The organism is Dyadobacter beijingensis DSM 21582 (genome assembly GCF_000382205.1).
Lineage (GTDB): Bacteria > Bacteroidota > Bacteroidia > Cytophagales > Spirosomataceae > Dyadobacter > Dyadobacter beijingensis.
In genome coordinates, this window is record NZ_KB907787.1 from 596,392 (window position 1) to 616,151 (window position 19,760).

At 51.7% G+C, this 19,760-nt stretch carries 14 protein-coding genes; 8 read left to right on the forward strand and 6 right to left on the reverse strand.

What is annotated here, in order from left to right; all coding sequences use genetic code 11:
* Position 1 precedes the first annotated feature (1 nt).
* The 4 genes from H144_RS0109755 to H144_RS0109770 form a co-directional block, all read right to left on the reverse strand.
* Complete coding sequence (locus H144_RS0109755; protein ID WP_019941870.1) at positions 2–1,369, reverse strand: neutral/alkaline non-lysosomal ceramidase N-terminal domain-containing protein; 1,368 nt, start codon at positions 1,367–1,369, stop codon at positions 2–4.
* Positions 1,366–2,757, reverse strand: a complete 1,392-nt coding sequence (locus H144_RS0109760) for a DegT/DnrJ/EryC1/StrS family aminotransferase (RefSeq protein ID WP_019941871.1) — start codon at positions 2,755–2,757, stop codon at positions 1,366–1,368. Before H144_RS0109760 ends, H144_RS0109755 begins: the two co-directional genes overlap by 4 nt.
* Positions 2,758–2,788: 31 nt before the next feature.
* Positions 2,789–3,793 carry a Gfo/Idh/MocA family protein gene (locus H144_RS0109765; protein ID WP_019941872.1) on the reverse strand — a complete coding sequence of 335 codons (1,005 nt, stop codon included), beginning with the start codon at positions 3,791–3,793 and terminating at the stop codon, positions 2,789–2,791.
* A gap of 185 nt (positions 3,794–3,978) precedes the next feature.
* Positions 3,979–5,037, reverse strand: a complete 1,059-nt coding sequence (locus H144_RS0109770) for a LacI family DNA-binding transcriptional regulator (RefSeq protein WP_019941873.1) — start codon at positions 5,035–5,037, stop codon at positions 3,979–3,981.
* 188 nt (positions 5,038–5,225) lie between these two features.
* Here H144_RS0109770 and H144_RS0109775 point away from each other — a divergent pair, with 188 nt between their 5' ends.
* From H144_RS0109775 to H144_RS0109805, 5 genes are all read left to right on the forward strand, one after another.
* Positions 5,226–6,434 (forward strand): sterol desaturase family protein, encoded by a 1,209-nt coding sequence (locus tag H144_RS0109775; protein ID WP_019941874.1) that lies wholly within the window; start codon positions 5,226–5,228, stop codon positions 6,432–6,434.
* 214 nt (positions 6,435–6,648) lie between these two features.
* The gene (locus tag H144_RS0109780; RefSeq protein ID WP_019941875.1) at positions 6,649–9,741 is read left to right on the forward strand and encodes a SusC/RagA family TonB-linked outer membrane protein; all 3,093 of its coding nucleotides are present in this window, start codon (positions 6,649–6,651) and stop codon (positions 9,739–9,741) included.
* Positions 9,742–9,754: 13 nt separating this feature from the next.
* Positions 9,755–11,350 carry a RagB/SusD family nutrient uptake outer membrane protein gene (locus H144_RS0109785; protein WP_019941876.1) on the forward strand — a complete coding sequence of 532 codons (1,596 nt, stop codon included), beginning with the start codon at positions 9,755–9,757 and terminating at the stop codon, positions 11,348–11,350.
* Between the two features lie 42 nt (positions 11,351–11,392).
* Positions 11,393–12,832: a sulfatase family protein gene (locus H144_RS0109790; protein WP_019941877.1), complete on the forward strand. Its 1,440-nt coding sequence runs from the start codon at positions 11,393–11,395 to the stop codon at positions 12,830–12,832.
* Positions 12,833–13,460: 628 nt separating this feature from the next.
* Positions 13,461–14,906, forward strand: a complete 1,446-nt coding sequence (locus tag H144_RS0109805) for an arylsulfatase (protein WP_019941880.1) — start codon at positions 13,461–13,463, stop codon at positions 14,904–14,906.
* Between the two features lie 59 nt (positions 14,907–14,965).
* Here the strand turns inward: H144_RS0109805 and H144_RS0109810 are convergent, their stop codons facing one another.
* Positions 14,966–15,583, reverse strand: coding sequence for a response regulator (locus tag H144_RS0109810; RefSeq protein ID WP_019941881.1), 618 nt, complete (start codon positions 15,581–15,583; stop codon positions 14,966–14,968).
* A 15-nt stretch (positions 15,584–15,598) separates the two neighbouring features.
* Positions 15,599–17,500 (reverse strand): tetratricopeptide repeat-containing sensor histidine kinase, encoded by a 1,902-nt coding sequence (locus H144_RS0109815; protein WP_229207873.1) that lies wholly within the window; start codon positions 17,498–17,500, stop codon positions 15,599–15,601.
* A 232-nt stretch (positions 17,501–17,732) separates the two neighbouring features.
* Between H144_RS0109815 and H144_RS0109820 the strand changes: the two genes are divergently transcribed.
* The 3 genes from H144_RS0109820 to H144_RS34955 all read left to right on the forward strand — a co-directional run bounded on the left by H144_RS0109820 (position 17,733) and on the right by H144_RS34955 (position 19,741).
* Positions 17,733–18,158, forward strand: a complete 426-nt coding sequence (locus H144_RS0109820; protein ID WP_019941883.1) for a hypothetical protein — start codon at positions 17,733–17,735, stop codon at positions 18,156–18,158.
* Between the two features lie 45 nt (positions 18,159–18,203).
* Positions 18,204–19,109, forward strand: a complete 906-nt coding sequence (locus H144_RS0109825; protein ID WP_019941884.1) for a hypothetical protein — start codon at positions 18,204–18,206, stop codon at positions 19,107–19,109.
* A gap of 509 nt (positions 19,110–19,618) precedes the next feature.
* Positions 19,619–19,741, forward strand: a complete 123-nt coding sequence (locus H144_RS34955; protein WP_019941885.1) for a hypothetical protein — start codon at positions 19,619–19,621, stop codon at positions 19,739–19,741.
* The last annotated feature ends 19 nt before the right edge of the window (positions 19,742–19,760 follow it).

Here is a 19,760-nt window from a genome sequence, read left to right on the forward strand (position 1 = left end):
ACTAATTTTTAATAACCTTCGATTCCGGTTTGACGACCCCGGCCTCCTTCGCCAGTTGCACCATGCCGTTCAATATTTCAATTTCGACATCTGAGGCCCAGGTAGCAGGCAGGCCGTACACAATCGCCGCCACTTCGCCCTCGTACCCGCCCTCGCGCAGGATGGTCGTGCTCGGAATGTAGGTCATCACATCATTGGAATAACCCATTACAAATGCGTCCTGGCCGAATATCTTTTTCAAATTAATCGCATAATCCACCACCAGTTCACCGCCCAGCGTCATAATCGCCTGGTCATCGAGCTTCCATACTTGCAACGGAAAAGGGTAGGAGGTTTGAAAAGGCTTGCCCTCGTCGATTTGCGCGATCATCCGTTTGGCCCATTTCTGCTGGAAACCGGTCACTTTGTCGGCCATGGCGCTAAGTTGCTGGCGCGTCGGAGCGGTGGTCAGAGAAAGCGTTACTTCTTTGTATGCGGTGGAAAGCTGCGGGGCCAAGGGCTTCATTTCTTCGCTTAAAATACGCTCCACAGCTGCTGCAAGCGTTTTTCCATACTGAATCGCCAGCGGAACCGTATGCCTGGGTAATGGATTCTGATCTGCCCCCGCGCCCTGGAAAAACAATGCGGTAGCACCGGGATACAACTTTTCCAGCTCAATCTGCGCCCAGCCGGGATAGTCGCCCGACCATTGGTAACCGTCCAACACGGTAGGATGGCAGGCATATCCGAATGCAATCGCGATGATCTTACCTTTCGCATCGGACACTTTCAGTACGGGTACGGCCGGGTCACCGGGGCCGGTGATCTCGGTTAACCGCTCCAAGGTCGCCGCATCGTTATTCCGGCGGTTCACCTGGAAACGCGTTACGCCATTTTTTGCCTCGATCGTTGCGGGTTGCAATGCCTTCAATGCTTCGCCGGTCAGGTTGACGATCTGGTCAATCAATTTGGATGAATATTGATCGATTTTCTTTTGATCCCCTTCCTGCAAAGGATAAATATCCGACAACGCAGCTCCGAGCACGGGCCCGGAATGCGTGTGCGAACTGTTGAGTATAATCTGTGCTTTGGAAAGTTTGTATCGCGTATTGATTTTGGCACGAATATCGTCCGACATCGCTTTGGGAAAACCCAACAGATCCGTCGTAATCAGCACCGCCTGCCTGCCATTCGCATCCTGAATGGCTAATGCCTTTGCCCATATATCATGCAGCTTGCCCTCGGACGCATGCGTGCGTGCCGCGAAGCCGGCCATCCACATCGGTTCCGCCGGGGTAATGGCTACTTTGGCCACGCCCGCTTTCCAGCCCTGCGCACGTGCGGGGAGGAAGGATATAAGCAGGAAAGACAATGCAAAGGCTATCCTCATTTTTGTCCCAAAGTTTTGATCTTATCGACGTTGTGATGCACTTTCTCGATCGCCGAAGCGATGGCTTTCATATCGTCCTTCGTGCCGAGGAGCATGTTTTGGGTAAACCAAACGGCTTCCTCATTGCAGATTTTATCGTTCACCGGACATTTGTTCTGCTCGTTGTATTGGTTAATGTCGAGCATTTCCTTCGGGTACATTCTCCGGTAATTCTCCGATTTGAAGGTTTCTCCTAAAAATGGCTGGGTATTCAACGTCGAATAGCCGCTCATGCAAGGCACGCCCTCCGCTTTCACCGCGTTGATAAAACGCTCTCGGGAAAGACCTTTAAAACCATCCTTTTGATAACGGAAAGCAAACAAATGAAAAGCGCCGCGATTGACTTTGTCGTATAATTTGTAAGGCACAATGCCCGGAATGTCCTTGATAAGCGATTTCAAATAGGCCGCATTCTCATTGCGGGTGGTCGTTTGTGCATCCAGCCGTTTCAATTGGGCAATGCCAATGGCCGCCTGGTATTCCGAGAACCGCAATTTGGTACCCTGCATCACGCTGCCCGTACTCACCGAGCCGACAGCCGTTCCGTAAGGATTCCCGAAATTGTGATAGGAATAGCACAAGTCCATAAAATGCTCGTCGTTGCTCACAATAGCCCCGCCCTCACCAATGGGCAGATTTTTAGAGTTTTGAAAACTAAAACAGCCGACATTACCAATCGTGCCGACCTTCTTTTTGTCATATTCGGCCAAATGCGCCTGGCAGGCATCCTCGATCACGAGCAACTTGTGTTTTTGGGCAATGGCCATAATGCGGTCCATATCCACGGGGAGGCCCAGCACGTGCACGGCCATGATAGCCTTCGTACGCGGCGTAATTTTAGCCTCAATTTTAGCCGGATCGATCTGGAAGGTTTCCGCATCGATATCCACAAAAACCGGCATTGCGCCATTGGACAAAATCGAGGATACGGAGGCGATGAAGGTATAGGGGGGCACCAGTACTTCATCACCCGCGCCGATACCGAGCTGGTTGATGGCGATGACCAGTGCATTGGTGCCGTTGACCACCGCAAGACTTCTTTTGACATTCAGCGCCGCCGCCCATTCTTTCTCAAACTGCGTCACCACATTCGCCCGCGACCAAACCCCGCTCCGGACCACTTCCAGTAGCTGCTTTTCGTCCGTAGCAGGGTTCCATTGCGGCCAGACCGGCCATTTATCTTCCGCCCAGGCCGATGGCCCGCCCAATATCGCCGGCAACTGCGCCGACTTCGAACCCATTACCGGCAGCGCCGCCACCGATGAGGAAGCCAGGGCCACACCCAGCCCCGCCAGTGAATTCTGTTTGAGAAACGTTCTTCGCGACAATCGGGAGCTGAATGTTTTCATGTGAAATTGGATTAAGGGTTGATATGGGCGCTTATTTTTTACCGGCTTTGGCAAGCACGCTTTCCAGCGTCACGCTCTTGCCGCCCTGGCGCTTGCTTTCATCGGCTGCTTCCATGAAAGCGAATATTTCAATGGTTTCCTCAGGCGTAACCGGCACCTCGCCGGTTTTGAAATACTTGATAATATCGACCAAAAGTGGTTCATAACCACCATATGGGCCCAGAACTTTGTTGCCATCCTCGGTGAAAACGGTGCCGCCGTAGTCGTGCTTGCCGGTGCGTGTGCCGCGGAATGTGCCCGTGCGGCCATCGCCCCAGATGCCCACCACGATGTCGGTATTCGGGGTGTTCACGCGCGTCACACTTTTGCAGCCCGTACCCATGACGGTATACAGCGTTTCCACGCCGTGAATGCCGTACCAGAAGAAATCGGGGTGTGTTTTTTCAAGAACGGCAGGGCTATACGTATCCGCGCCCAACACCTTTTTCTTGTCAATACTTTCGATGCCTTTGATGTAGCGCAGCGACGAGGCTGTGAAAATAGGAATGTTGTATTTCTTGGAAGCCTCGTAAATTTTCAGTGTGTCCGAAAGCGAAGCGGCGACGGGCTTGTCGATAAACATTCTTTTACCTGCTTTGAAAACTTCCAGCGCCTGTTCCAAGTGCAGGCGGCCGTCGTTGGTTTCCAATAATATCACATCGGTCTTGCCTAACAATTCTTTGATCGAGCCGACGATCTCAACGCCCAATTTTTTCACTTCCTCGATATAGCCCGGAATGCGTTTGACGCTCGATTCGATATCCTTGCTTCCGTAAGGATAGGCGGCTACAACTTTATAGCCATCGTATACGGGATCGGGTTCCGCGGCATTCAATGCCTTGGCAAATGCAATTGCATGCGAGGTGTCCAGCCCGATAATCCCGACTCTCTTACCCTCCGCAGGCCTCGCCCACGCAGGCAAATGATTCAGTAAACCAAGACCGATACCAGCTGTTGCCGATTGAAAAATAAACTTTCGTCTGCTAAGCGAATGCATAAACAAGGGGAAAAGAGTTCAGGAATAACCAGCCCGATTTTGATTTCGGGTACGTACCCGTAAATATACACACATATTTTAATTTACAAGTAATGCGGGATATTGTTTACAGGAAATTTTGTGATGCTTCATATTTTGGTCATTAAATGTTGCCCTTTTGTGTCACAGCAACATTTAATGTAAAATCAGTTTTGATAAAACGCCTGGTTCTCCTTCGTCACAATATCAATCGGCATAAAATGCGTCTTTTCTACCGGTGCGCCGAGGACGAGCGTCTGGTAGAGTGCCATCAATCCGCGGTAACCCTGCTCTTCGGGTTTGTGGCAGATCAGGAAATCGATGAACTCCTTGTTCAGGTAGTCGATGTTTTCTTTCAAGTAGTCGTAACCAATGAGCGAAATGTCGGAGCGCTTGTTCTTTTCTAGAAATGCGGCTACGGAGAAAACGCGGGAATTCGTCACAAAAATGGCTTCAATATCGTCGTGGTCGTGTAATGCGCGGGTAAGGTCGCGGGTGACGGACAGGCTGTCGGTATCTTTGATATCAATGCGGATAATCTCGATCGGCAGCTGCTTGTCCTTGAAGTAGGAGCGGAAACCCTCTTCGATTTGCAGGTAATTGTAGCTGTCGCTTTCCTTTGAAATATTCACGACGGCCACTTTGTGCTTCTCTTTCAAACGGTAAGTCGAAAGCTTGGCGCCTACATACCCGCTTTGGAACAAATGCGGGCCGATATAGCAGAGGTTGTCCTCGTCGGGCACGTCGGAGTCGATGAACACGAATGGTACTTTTTTCTCCCGGCAGGATCGGATGAACTTTCGGGACTCTTCGATGAACGAGGGGGCAAGCAATACACCTTTGAAATCGCCGTCGAGAATGGCCGCCGCCTGGGCATTAAAACTGGCCGCATCGTTAAGATCGAAATAGAAGGTCGATACCAGGATGCCGTATTTTTTGATCTCCGCATCGGCGCGCGTAATACCTTTCATGGGCGCTTCCCAGAAATCCGTTTCCTCTGAAACGCGCGGGATCAGCACGGCCAGCGAGATGATTTTCTTCGAAGCAAGCCTGCTGGCAAGGATATTCGGCTGGTAATCCAGCTCCTTGATAATGTCGTTGATCTTCTTCTTGGTCTTTTCCGAAACGCCCGAGCGGTTGTGCAGCACCCGATCGACGGTGGCAATGGAAACATTGGCGCGGCGGGCGATTTCTTTCACCCCATAGTAGGTATTTTCTTTTTCCATCCCGACAAGGAGGTTTGGTATCAGTAGCAAATTCGTTCAGACGGACGGTCTCTCCGCTGCATGACCACGAATAAAAGGGTTTTAGATTTTATTTAATGGTTTTCCCTCAAATTTTTGGCAAATACAATCATGCATTCAATATTTGTATATATAATCTATGAATTTAATATAGTAAACAAGAATCGGTTATGGCGCTGAACTACATGGCATTGGCCGTCCCATTGTTCCTCTTACTCATCGGAATTGAATATTGGGTGTCCAAACGTCTTGGCCGTCAGTTGTTTAATTTCAATAGCTCGATCGCCAATATGAATGTCGGCGTCGCCGAGCGGCTGATCGACCTGTTCACCGCGGGGTCGTTCTTCTTTTTTTACGATTACGTCCAAAAAAATTACGGGTTGTTCGAGATCCGGCCCACGCTGCTCGTCTGGATCGCATTGATCCTCGCTACGGATTTCGTTTGGTACTGGTATCATCGCGCCGGACACAAAATCAATCTTTTCTGGGGCTTTCACGTCGTGCACCATACGAGCGAAGAGTTCAATTACACGGCCGGCACGCGCATTACCATTTTTCAGGCGGTAGTCCGCACGGCCTTCTGGTCGGTACTGCCGCTGATCGGCTTCCCGGCGCCGATGATCACGACGATGCTTATCGTGCATGGTTTATACCCGTTTTTCACGCACACGCAGGTGATCGGCAAGCTGGGCATTCTTGAATATGTGTTGGTAACCCCCTCGCACCACCGCGTGCACCACGCGAGCAACGAGGCTTACCTCGACAAGAATTTCGGCGACATGTTCATCATTTGGGACAAGCTTTTCGGCACATTCGAGGAGGAAAAGGAGCAGCCCGTTTTCGGCCTCACCAAGCAGCTCGACAGTTATAGTTTTCTCTGGCAGCATTTCCATTTCCTCGTTGAAATATGGTACTCTGCCCAGCAAAAAAAGGGCATTACCGCCAAGTTAAAGGTCATTTTCGGCAGTCCTTCGGATTTTGATCCGGCTGTCCGCAGGATCGTTGAGAAACGCTTTTTGTCCAAAAATAAAGTCCGCGTACGCTCGCAGAAATTCCGGCGGTACGTACTCGTCCAATTCACGATCACCGTGATCACCCTCTTTTTCCTCCTGCTTTTTGAACACCAGGAAGAGACATTCCTGCAAGTGATGGTCGCGCTGGTCATTTTTGTGACGCTCATCAACTGCGGCGCGATCCTCGAACAGCGCCGCTGGGTATTTTACCTCGAATTCGCGCGCGGCGCATTAATCTTCATCACCGCCTACCATTATTTCCCGCACCCCACATTGCTCTTCCTCATCTGGGCAGTGCTTATCGGCGGCGTACTATATTTTTCAACCCTGCAAAAGCAGTATCTGCAAACGATCTACGGCCGCTAAGTAAGTTTAGTATTTTTGTGTTTTTTAGTTAAATAATAGAAGTAATCGACAAAAATCGACCTCTTTGTTAAGAATAAGTAAACACGGGTTGCTTGTTGCAGATTCTGCAATTTACTTTGCCTATCTATTTAATAGGATTTATAGTGTACTCCGAACCCATTAACAACCACCAATCCGGGCTGTCGGCCCATCAGCCCCATTTTTACTAATTACTATGTTCCAAAATCTATCCAGTAATGCTCTTTTGAGCAGAGGCAGCCTGCTTGTGGCTTTCCTGCTCCTTGGCCTCAGCGCCTATGCCCAGACCCTCGTGAAGGGCACCGTAACCTCGGCCAGCGATAACAGCTCGGTACCGGGAGTGAATATCGTTGTAAAAAACACGCTTACAGGTACTTCCACGGATGTCGACGGCAAGTACGAGATCAGCGCGCCGTCCAATGCCACCTTGGTTTTCTCCGGCATCGGGTACGTAACCCAGGAGGTGGCTGTGAACGGCCGGTCGACGGTCGATATCAGGCTGGCGGCCGATACGAAGCAGCTCGATGAGGTGGTAGTAGTAGGTTACGGCACGCAAAAACGCAATGCATTGACCAACTCCGTGTCCCAGATCAGCGGGGAGACGATTACCAAACGGCCGGTTTCAAATATCCAGCAGTCGATGCAAGGGCTCATGCCGGGCGTAACCGTGCTCGACGCGGGCGGATCGCCGGGAAAATCCAACACGAACATCCGCGTGCGGGGGATCACCACGTTCAATATCAACGGCAGCAGCACGAGCGGCTATGACCTGGGTAAAAACGATGCGCTGGTGATCGTTGACGGCATCGAGCAGCGCCTGAGCGACATTAACCCCGACGATATCGAATCGATTTCCGTGTTGAAAGATGCTTCTTCAACAGCTATTTACGGTTCACGCGCGACGAACGGCGTTATCCTCGTCACCACCAAACGCGCCAAAGGCGGCAAGGTGCAGGTGGATTACCACGGCTACTACGCGATCCAGAAATCCAATAATGTGCCCAAAATGATGGGAATCGAGGCTTACATGCGTGAGCAGGTGGCTGCGTATACCAATGCCGGCCTGGCGGTGCCGGCGCGCTTCACGGAAGAATCCATTCAGGCATACGTGAACGCAACCGACCGCGAGAAATACCCGATGCCCAACACCTGGTTCGAAACCATGCTCCGCTCGGCACCCCAGCAGAACCATACCATTTCGGTAGCCGGCGGCACCGACGTGATCCGCACCCGGCTGAGCGCCCGCTTCCAGGACCAGCAAGGGGTAATTGCAGGTTATTCCAATAAAATCGGCGAATTCCGATTGAATACGGATTATAATGTCTCGAAACGCATTCGTGTGAGCGGCGACGTCAACTACCGCTACGCACGGGCATTGAACCCGACGGTAAACAATACCGGAAACAACCCGCAGCCTTTGAATAACTTCTTCCACGGCACGTTATGGGCGGTTCCCAAATATGCGGATGGTACCTACGGTTTGAGCACACAGGGAAACAACCCATTGATGTTCAACGAAATCGGCGGGCAATCACGACAGGTAACGGACTACCTGGCAGGTTACGTAAAAGCCGAATTCGATATCCTGGAAGGCCTGACCTTTTCGACGCAGATCGCTGGCCGGGGCACATTTACCAACCAGAAAAACTATACCAATTCCTACACCAATACAGACAAGAATACAAACATTACAAAAACGGTAGCCATCAACTCGCTCACCGAAGTTCGCAATACCCTGCGTGAGTACACGATCAACAACCTGCTCAATTACGAGAAAAGCTTCGGCGATCACGGTTTGAAGGCGTTGGTGGGGTATTCGCAGATCGGTAATACGCAAACATTCCTGTCGGCCTACCGCGAGCGCTTCTATAATAATGATATCGGGTCAATCGGCCAGGGTGCCAACGATGGTACCAAAAGCAATGCGGGTAACGATGCCGATTACGGCCTGCGGTCCTATTTCGGCCGGGTGAATTACGATTACAAAGAAAAATACCTGTTTGAAGCGAATGGCCGCTATGACGGTTCATCCAAATTCACGGGTGCGAAACAATATAGCTTTTTCCCTTCCTTCTCGGCCGGATGGCGCATTTCGAAGGAGAGCTTCTGGCAAGGATTGGAAAAAACGGTCAACGACCTGAAACTGCGCGGTTCGTGGGGGATCACCGGAAACCAGTCGGTGGATTTGTACAGCTACTACTCCGCATTGACGGCCCTCGGATACAGCTTCGGCGGCACGCCGGTGCAAGGTTACCGCCCTACCACGCTGGCCAATACCGGCCTGGGCTGGGAATCGACTACGCAGCTTGACATTGGTATCGATGCGGCTTTCCTTAACAAGCGGCTCACACTCACCGCCGATTACTACCGCAAGCTAACCGACGACATCCTTTTGAACCTCGACATTCCGGCCACCATTGGTTTGAAAGCGCCGCCACAGAATGCAGGATCGGTCGAAAACAAAGGCTGGGAGTTCAGTGCGAGTTACCGTGGTGCTGCGAGCAGTTCTGGTTTCCGCTACACGCTTGGCGCGAATTTGAGTATCAATGAAAACAAAGTGACCGACCTGAAAGGTACCGGTCCGTACATTACCGGCTCCGACATCGACCCGCGCTACATTATCGCGAAAGGATTGCCGATCAATACATTGTGGGGTTATCAAACGGACGGCCTGTTCCAAACCCAGCAGGAAATCACCGATTACAAGGCGACTTACGTAGCCAATACCAAACCAGGTGACGTGAAATACGTGGACCGTAACGGCGACGGCAAGATCAATGCCGACGACATGACGGCGATCGGTAACTCGTTCCCGAAATATACATTCGGTGTGAATGGCGATTTCTCCTACAAGGGTTTCGACCTGAGCATTCTCTTCCAGGGCGCAGCAAAAGTAGATGCGCGTTTGGCCGGTGCATTGGCCGAAATGGGGAACCAGGAAGGCTTCACCCACGAGATTTACACCAATAATTACTGGACACCGGAAAACCCCGGCGCACGCTTCCCGCGCCCAACCAAATTCGACCTCCGTAATGTGGCCACTTCCGACCGGCTGGTCATCGACGGTTCGTACCTGCGCCTGAAAAACGTGCAGCTGGCCTACAACATTCCTTCCGAAATCGTGAGCAAGCTGCACGTAAGCCGTATTCGTGTGTACACTTCGGCCACGAACCTGCTCACGTTCTCGAAACTGAACGAATGGAACCTCGACCCAGAAGTGCCATCCGGCCGCGCCGTCTATTTCCCGCAGACAGCCTTGTACACATTCGGCTTGAACCTCTCATTCTGACCGCATTGATTTTATGAAAACAAATACATTCAAACATAGCATATACGCCGGACTGACGATACTCACGATCAGTCTGGCCTCCTGTGACTCGGGCCTGCTCGAAACCGTGCCAAACGACCGTCTTTCCGAAGATTTGTTCTGGAAAACCGAAAGTGACGCCAAACTGGCCGTTAACTCACTCTACACGGACCTGGACAGCACCACGGCCGTCACCTGGGACGGCATTACCGACCTCGCGCATACCAACCAGAGCTTCAACGTGGCCGCTTATATTGAAGCAGGCAGTTATGATGCGACGAGTTCGGTAATTTACGACGAATGGAGAAGGGCTTACCGCGGCATTCGCGGGGTGAATTATTTCCTGGAAAACGTCGATAAGGTGCCCAGCACCAATACCGCGCTGATCAACCAGCTGAAAGGTGAGGCGAAGGCATTACGGGCCTATCAGTACCTGAGGCTGGCTTCCCTGTTCGGCCCGGCGCCGCTGGTAACCTCGTCGATCAGCATCGAGGAAGGCCGCACCTTGAAAAACACGCCTGTGGAGGAGATATGGAATTTTGTGGAAAAAGAGCTGACGGAAGCGGCCGCATTATTGCCGACGACTTACGGTGCTGCCGACAAGGGGCGTTTCACGAAAGGCGCTGCTTTGGGCCTGCTCGCACGGGCCGACCTGTACGCGGGGCGCTACCAGAAAGCAGCCGATGCGGCCGATCAGGTGATCAGGCTGGGCGTGTACGGTTTGTATGATTCTTATGAAAAACTGTTCAGCTATGCCGCGGAGAATAACAAGGAAGTGCTGCTGGACAAGCAATATTTAAAGGATGTTGCTCAAAATAACGTGTTTAACCTGCTTGCGCCGTACAGCCAGAAGAATGCGCAAAGTACCTACGTGCCCACCAAGGCATTGGTAGACACCTACGAAACACTGGAAGGCAAGAAAATTACCGATCCTTCGAGCGGCTATGACCCGGCGAAACCTTACGCCAACCGCGACCCGCGCCTGAAATTCTCCGTATTCCTCGAAGGCGACGCATTGCCGAGCGGCATTACTTTCCAGCCCCGCCCGACAAGCCCTACGGCGGACGCGATCGGCAGTACCTATATTGCTTCCACGACGGGTTTTAATATTAAAAAATACATTAACAATGAAGATTTCGCCAATCCGACCAACAGCGGTATCAACATCATCCTGCTGCGCTACGCCGAGGTATTGCTGACTTATGCGGAAGCTAAAATCGAACTCGGGCAGGTCGATGCGAGCGTGATTTCGGCGATCAACCTGGTGCGGAATGGCCGTGCCGACGTGAAACAGCCATCGGTAGCAACGGGCACGCAGGCGGCATTGCGCGAGATCGTGCGCCGCGAACGCACGGTGGAGCTGGCATTTGAAGGTCAGCGGCTAGCCGACATCCGCCGCTGGAAAATCGCGGAACAAGTCATGAAAGGACCGGTATATGGCATTACCTATCCGGATGCTTCGGGCAAACTCGTCACCGTGCAGGCCGCGTCGTCGGACCGTGTGTTCGATCCGGGCCGTCATTACCTGTGGCCAATCCCGCAGAAGGAGCGCGATTTGAACCCGAACCTGCAACAAAACCCGAACTGGTAGTTACTTTTGAGGATATGCATTTACCTAAAACCACCTTACAAAATGTTTAGAGTACTCTCACTGCTGCTGGTATCCCTGGGCTTATGCGCCCTGGTAGCCTTCAAAAGCGAAAAGCCGGCCGCAAAAACACCCAACATCGTCCTCTTTTTCATCGACGACCTCGGCTACGGCGATCTCTCCGTGAACGGCGCATTGGGCTACCAGACGCCCAACCTCGACAAAATGGCCATGGAAGGCACCCGCTTCACCAACTTCATGGCCGCCCAGGCCGTGTGCAGCGCCTCGCGTGCCGCATTGCTGACGGGCTGTTATCCCAACCGTCTGGGTATATCGGGCGCATTCGGACCGAGGGCTGGTGTAGGGCTGAACCCGAAAGAAGAGACCATCGCCGAAATCGTGAAAGCGCAGGGATATGCCACCGGTATTTTCGGTAAATGGCATTTGGGCAGCGAGCAGGAGTTTCTGCCGTTGCAGCAGGGCTTCGATGAATATTACGGGGTGCCTTACTCCCATGACATGTGGCCGCTGCACCCGTGGCAGGAGCGCGCCAAATACCCGCCATTGCACTGGATCGACGGAAACAAGGAAGGCAAAGAGATCAAGAACCTCGAAGACGCCAGCGAACTCACGCCGGTCATTACCGAAAAGGCGATTTCATTTATCAAAAGGAATAAAAACAAGCCATTCTTCCTGTATGTGCCGCATCCGCTGCCGCACGTGCCATTGGCAGCCTCCGCAAAATTCCGGGGTAAGAGCCAGCGCGGCATTTTCGGCGATGTGATGATGGAACTGGACTGGTCGGTAGGGGAAATCATGAAGGAGCTCAAAGCGCAGGGCCTCGATAACAACACGCTGGTGATTTTCACGAGTGATAATGGTCCGTGGCTCAACTACGGCGATCACGCCGGATCGGCAGGCGGCTTCCGCGAGGGCAAAGGAACATCCTTCGAAGGCGGGCAGCGTGAGCCATGCATTATGCGCTGGCCAGGCGTGATCCCGGCCGGCCGCGTGTCGAACAAGCTGCTTTCAAACCTCGACGTCCTTCCGACCATCGCGAAGCTGACAGGTGCCAAACTGCCGAAGGAAAAAATCGACGGCCTCGATTTCAGTGCATTGCTGAAAGGGGATGACACGCAGACCCCGCGCGAAAGTTTCCTTTACTACTACCGCAAAAACAACCTCGAAGCCGTTCGCAAAGGCGACTGGAAGCTTGTATTTGCCCATCCCGGCCGCACTTACGAAGGCTCGCTCCCCGGTAAAAACGGCCAGCCCGGCCCCGCCCCGGAAGACCACCAGTTCCCGAAAGCCCTCTACAACCTGGCCCGCGACCCATCCGAACGCTATGACGTGCTGGAACAAAACCCCGATATCGTAGCCGAACTGGAAAAAATCGCCGAGGCGGCACGTGAGGATATGGGCGATGATTTGCAGAACAAGACAGGTAAAAACGTTCGCGAAATCGGGCGTGCCGTTAAAAAATAGGAGATAGTGTTTCTCAGCAGCAAGTAGCATATTGCTGCTGAGAAATTTGTAACCCCGGGGTGACAGATTCTCGTTACCATTGAACGTTATGGGAAGAGAAATGAAGCCGGTACACCCCGGCGCCGTGTTGCGGGAGGATGTATTGAAGGGAATGAAAATCTCCGTCACAAGAGCAGCGATGGAGTTAAATGTAAGCCGTAAACAGCTTTCCGAGGTTGTCAATGAAAGCGGCTGCTGTGTCGGCGGAAATGGCTGTACGGCTCGAAATTGGCTTCGGCATCAACGCCGAATTCTGGCCCTTCACCGCATTACCTCTATCCCAAATCTCCAATAAAAAATAAATGTGAATACCACATTTCATTTGTTTGTTTAACCGATTTATCTTTACTTTGTCTATCAAACAAGTAGATTATATCGATCCTTCGATTCGCGATATTCAGAACGTATCTGCTTTCCGATACCCTAAATGACAGTCCTGGCTCGACTTGCCGGAATTTTCGGTGGTTGTCAATTCATGCCGGTCGTCCGGGCTGTCGTAGGGTATCGGAAACAAAGATACAGCAAGCGCGCCAAATTCAAGTAATCCGACGGCCGCCATGTCTTTCTGAAATATATTAATCTACTCCACATGAAAAAGTATTTGTTCTTAATCCCTCTTCTCTCCGCTAAGTTCCTTCAACCCAATGCCTACGCGCAAGCCCCTAAACCGGCGCGGCCCAACATCGTTTTTATCCTGGCCGACGACCTCGGTTACGGCGATGTCGGGTTCAATGGACAGAAACTCATTAAAACACCCAATATCGACCGGCTTGCCCGCGAGGGAATGATTTTTGCACAATTTTACGCAGGCACGTCGGTGTGTGCGCCTTCGCGGTCGTCGCTGCTTACCGGCCAGCATACCGGGCATACTTTCATCCGCGGTAACAAAAGCGTGGAGCCGGAAGGCCAGCAACCCATCGCCGATTCGGTGACGACACTGGCCGAAGTGCTCAAAAGATCGGGCTACGTGACTGCTGCCTTCGGTAAATGGGGCCTTGGACCGGTAGGGTCGGAGGGCGATCCCAACAAACAGGGTTTCGACCGTTTTTATGGCTACAACTGCCAGAGCCTCGCGCACCGATACTACCCGGAGCATCTTTGGGATAACAGCAAAAAAATACCGCTGGAAGGCAACCAAGGCCTCATTCATAATAAAGAATACGCGCCTGACCTGATCCAGAAAAAGGCGCTCAGCTTCGTGGACGCGCAAGACGGCAAGCAGCCATTCTTCCTGTTTTTACCCTACATTCTCCCGCACGCCGAGCTCATGGTGCCGGACGACAGCCTATTCCGCTATTACAAAGGGAAATTTGAAGAAAAACCTTACAGAGGAGCCGATTACGGGCCCGGCGCGACCGGCGGCGGCTATGCGTCGCAGGAATTTCCGCACGCCACATTCGCGGCGATGGTGGCGCGCCTGGACCTGTATGTAGGGCAGGTGATGAATAAATTGAAGGAAAAAGGGCTCGACAAAAACACGCTCGTGATCTTCACCAGCGATAACGGACCGCATATCGAAGGCGGCGCCGATCCGGCGTTTTTTAACAGCAGTGCCGGTTTTCGCGGTGTAAAAAGGGATTTGTACGAAGGCGGTATCCGCGAGCCATTTGCCGCGCGCTGGCCGGCCGCGATCAAGCCGGGTTCCAAAAGCGACTACATTGGGGCATTCTGGGACATCCTGCCTACCTTCGCCGAACTCGCCAGTGCTCAGGCACCGCGCCACATCGACGGCATTTCGTTCACCGACGCGCTGAAAAGCAAGCCGACCCAGAAGAAACACGATTACCTGTATTGGGAATTTCACGAACAAGGCGGCCGGCAAGCCGTGCGGCAGGGCAACTGGAAAGCCGTTCGCCTGAAAGCAGCCGGTAACCCCGACGCTCTGGTAGAGCTTTACGATCTTTCCAAAGACCCGCAGGAAAAAAATAACCTCACGCCCCAGTTCCCCGATAAGGCCAAAGAACTAGGCCAGATCATGAACCGGGCGCACGTATCATCAGCCATCTTCCCCTTCGGCAGCATGGCCACTAACTGACAGCAAACAATAAGCCCTGATCATTATTGGAATGATCAGGGCTTATTGTTTTAGATTCCTCAAATCAACCCCAATCCCGCTGCCAGCTTAATCAGTGATGCGGTATTGGACACTTCGAATTTGATGAGCAGGTTCTGCCGGTGACTGTTTACGGTGGTGACGCTGATGAATAGCTGTTCCGCGATTTGCGGGTTGGTGAGCCCTTCGGCGATGAGTACCAGTACTTCTTTTTCGCGCCGGGTCAGGAACGGCACCGTTTTGGGCGCCGTGGCGGGTGTTACCTGGTCAAACTGGACGTTCATGAAGTAGCCGCCGGCTTGTACCTGGGCGATGGCTTCGAGGATATCTTCCTTCCCGGAGCTTTTGATGAGGTAGCCCGAAGCGCCGTTCTGGATCATGCGCGATACGTAAGCGCGCTCATTGAATGTACTCAATGCGAGGGTTTTAACGTCCGGGAACTGGTCTTTTACTTTTTTGCAGAGATCGATACCGCTGATATCCGGCAGGTTGATGTCGAGAAATGCGATGTCAACTTCGTTACTTTTCAAAAATGCGATGGCGTCGATGGCATTGGAGGCGGTACCCACTACCTGCACGCTTTCCACGTCGGCCAGCAGTGATTTCAATCCCTCCAATACCAGCGGATGATCGTCTACGATGAGGATTCTGACACTCATAAGTTCTTTTATGTTTCAAAGTGTTATTTCTACCAATACCGAGGTGCCTTCGCCCGGTTTCGACTGAATGTCGAGCGTACCGTTCAGGTAATCCACGCGCGCCTGCACGTTGCGGAGGCCCGCACCCTTGTTCTGTTCCAGGTTTTTCACGTCGAACCCTTTGCCATTATCTTCCACAGTTACGCTCACATTATTTTCGACCCAGGTCAGCTGCACCTGCGCTTCGCTGGCGTCGGCGTATTTGAGCACATTGTTGAGCAACTCCTGGATAATGCGGTAAAGCACCACTTCTACCTGTGAATCGAGACGTTTGTCGTCGAAACCGAACGCCTGCATGGTCACTTTCAAGCGGCCGGAGGTGCTGATGCCGTCGCAAAAGTCGCTCAGCGCGTCGATTAACCCGAACCGGACGAGTGATTCGGGCATCATGCTGTGGGCCACGCGGCGCATTTCGCTGATGGCGCCGTCGAGTTGGGTCAGGGCCCTGGTAAACGTCATCGCGCTTTCCTCGGGCAGGATTACATTTCCTTTCACGGAATTCAGAGTTAATTTAATGCCGGATAATAGTCCGCCGAGGCCGTCGTGCAGGTCGCGGGCCACGCGGGTGCGTTCTTCTTCTTGTCCTTTCAAAATCGAATTGGTCGCAACGAGCTGCTTTTCCTGTTGCAGTTGCAGCACTTCCTGCTCGGCCACGCGGCGGCGGAATGCAATGTTGCGGTATACCAGAACCGCGATCGCAAGCAATGCTACCAGGCCGACGATCAGGCCGTATATCAATGTGTTACGGGTTTGTTTTTCCGCTTCCAGCGTCACGATCTGCTTCTCTTTCTGTGCAGTCAGGTATTTGGTATCGAGTTCCTGCAACTGCTTTTGCACGTCGATGCCCTGGATGGAATCGTTCAGGATCGAATACTTCATCAGGTAATCGTAGGCAGCCTTGTAATTGTTCTGGCGGGCGAGGTCGGTTGCGTAATCTTCGTAAAGCTCCACCAAATGGTCGGTCATATTGTTGGCTTCCGCAATGGTGAGCGCTTCCTTCGTGTATTTCGCCGAGAGGTCGATCTTTTTGTCGTCCTCGGCCAGGAACATCAATGCGCGGAGGCAGTCCAGTTCCAGGAACACGTTACCTGTTTTACGGGCGAGGTCGAGGCCCTTTTGGCCGTAAATCCATGCCTCGCTGAGATTTTTCAACAGCCGGTTGGTGCGGCAAAGGCCAGCATATGCCTGTGTTACAAATATTTCCGAATGGATTTTTTCAGAAACAACCAGCCCTTCCTTGAAATGGGCGAGCGCTTCATTGTAGCGTTTCAAATTGAAATAACAGCCCCCGATATTGGTCAGAATGTCGGCCAGTTGCAGGCTGTCTTTCATAGGGCGCGCCAGTTGCAGTGCTTTGTGCTTATATACCAATGACTTGTTAAACAAATTGGCATGCTCGAACGCGGTGCCGATACTAATGTAAAGCCGGGGCAAAAACTCCTTCATTCCCAGCTTATCAAACTGGCTGGCAGCCTGCTGGTAGTATTTGATTGCCTCGGTAAAATTGCCCATGTAGGTATAACTGGCCGCGATATTGTTCAGGCTCTTGCCGATATTCACCTGGTGGTTCATCCGTTTCGCAATTTCATAGCTCTCGCGGTTCAGTTTGAGCCCCTCTTCGAACTTGCCCTGCAAATTGAGGATGTAAGTGTAGTTGGACCTGAATTTAAACCGGCCCAGATCGTAGTTCAGCTGCTCGCTCAGGGCATCGGCTTTCAAATAGTACTTGCCCGCACTGTCGAGGTTCTGGTTTTCCAGGTATTGCCCGTATTCAATATACGCCAGCACGCGGTTGGTGTCCTGCCTGCTCTGCTGAATGCGTTTCAGTATCGCGGCGGGATCTGGGTTTTGTGCAAATGCCTGGTTGTATAAAAGCACCAGTAAAAAGGTTCGGAAATATAATTTCATCGTATCCGGAGAGTAGAATGGATTGGAAAATTACAGGGACAAAAGTCTGAAATAAAACCTTTTAATAATATCCTATAAACATATGATTTTCTAAAAATCATGCTTTTAGAGGATTGTTCGCGCCCTCCCCGCCGAGCTACCTTTGTGATGTCGAAAGACAAAAATTATCACATCCATTTATCATTTTAAAATCATTACAGCCATGAAAAAGATTACATTTTTGAAAAACATTTTCGCCCTGTTGCTGCTCTCTACAATGATGTTCGCTTGCGAGGAAAAAGACAAGGACGTATCCCCGGAACTGAGCTCGAAAGTGGCAGGCAGCTATAAGGTAACCCGGATGACGGAAGACGGAGAAGAATACCCGCTCGAACGCGCCAAGGCCAAAGTGACCGTCGAACTGGAAAAATTCTCCGCGGAGGTGGTTACCGCGAAAATGACGCTGTCGCTTGACGGCGTTCGCCAGCCGGATGAAGAAGTAGGCACGCTTACGCTCAAAAATGCAGGCAGCACAGGCGTCGATATCTATGAAGGTACCGACAAAGTAGGCAATGTGAAGGACGGCAAACTCAACATTTTCGTGATCTACGACGGCGCGGAAATCGAAGTGACCGCCACGAAACAGTAACTAAGGCCGCATTATAAACCAATTACCTCTTGAACAATTACAGCCATGAAAAATAAAATAGTACCCTTTTTGCTCTATGCCTTTTGCATTGCATTCCTCAATTTTACATTCAGCGACGAGTTCGAGGAATACGGGATTTCGCAAAAGGAACTTCAAAACCGTGTGTGGAACGGCTTGCAGGCCGCGTCGGTGAATGTGCCTTATTTCAGTAGCTCAGTGAAATCGGCCTGTCGCTCACTGGCACCCGATGTGCAGGCGACGGCCATCAAAAAGGCAGGATCGTTCGTGAAGACGTATTTCAGCTCCGAAGATTTTCAGAAACGTTATACGGAATCCATCGCGAAGCGTTATCCTAAACTGGAAACGACGGTCAGCGAGCAGCGCAAGCAGGAAATCCGGACCAACCGTTTGAAAGGCGTGCAGGGCTTGCAGGCGAAGGATATGGAACCGGTGGTCGACATTCAGATCCAGTCGGCCGAGACGTTCGTCGGGATGGAAAGTATGCTTAGCAGCATTCCGGCGGAGCAGCGGGCCGATTTCAAAAAGCAGATCGAGGACGGCAAGCGCAATGCGGCGTTTTTCAAAAAGATCAAACCGCTTTTGAAGACCAATATGGAGGAGTTTAAAAAGCAATATGCCGAGTTCCTGGCCAACGACGAGATCCGCCAGTCGGAGCAGACGCTGGCGCGCAACGCGAAGAGCAACGCCGATGAATACGAGAAGTTGAAAGACCCGAAAAGGGTACTCACGGCCCGCCTGACCGATTTTCTGAACCAGAGCAAAGGCGTGGATTTCGCGGCGCAGACGAAAGAGGTAAATGGGCGCAAAAAGTTTATAAATGCAGCCTATGAGGGCAAAAGCGATGTGTGGAAGTTCTGTTACCGCATGGGCGCAACGCCTACCAATACTGCGCGGGCATTCGCTCAGCAGTGGTTGACCGAGTTGAAATAAATTGGTTTATATAAAATCGACAGCCGCGTGTCATTTGACGCCTTTCTGTCTGATCCGTGGCCGACAGCGCGTTACTGTCACCACGGATTTTTTTTTATTTCAAGAAAAATGAAGAGAGGTATTGCATTTTCAAAAACATTAAACTTACTTTGTCTATCAAATAAGTATACTATTAAAAAACAAAGCTCCTGAACCACCCTGAGCTGAGTATTAATCCAGGCATCTTTGATATGAGCACGGTTAATTTACTTTGTACATTCCCTTCGAAGGGAACAGGGAGGGGCGCCTTCACGCTTTGTTTATCCAAGCCTCATACCGGACGCTGTTGTTGAAGCAGCGAGGTATCCTCTGACATTTCTCGGAAATATCCCGCCAGACAGTCATGGCTGATCATCTGAAATTTTCGGTGGTTGGCGATTTCAGTTGCCGGCTGTGCTGTCCCGGGGTATTTCCGTACCCATATTACGTATTACGTTTATTGCTTACCGGTATATTATTCCCATCGAAATATGTTCACATTTTCAGACGCGGTATTGCTGGTGCGGAAAATCGCCGTCGGCGTTCTGCTCACGCTAGTTCCTTTTGCATTGATTGCCGGCGGCATATGGCTGGCCTTGCAGCTCTTTCACTGACATCTCATTTCACCTTTTA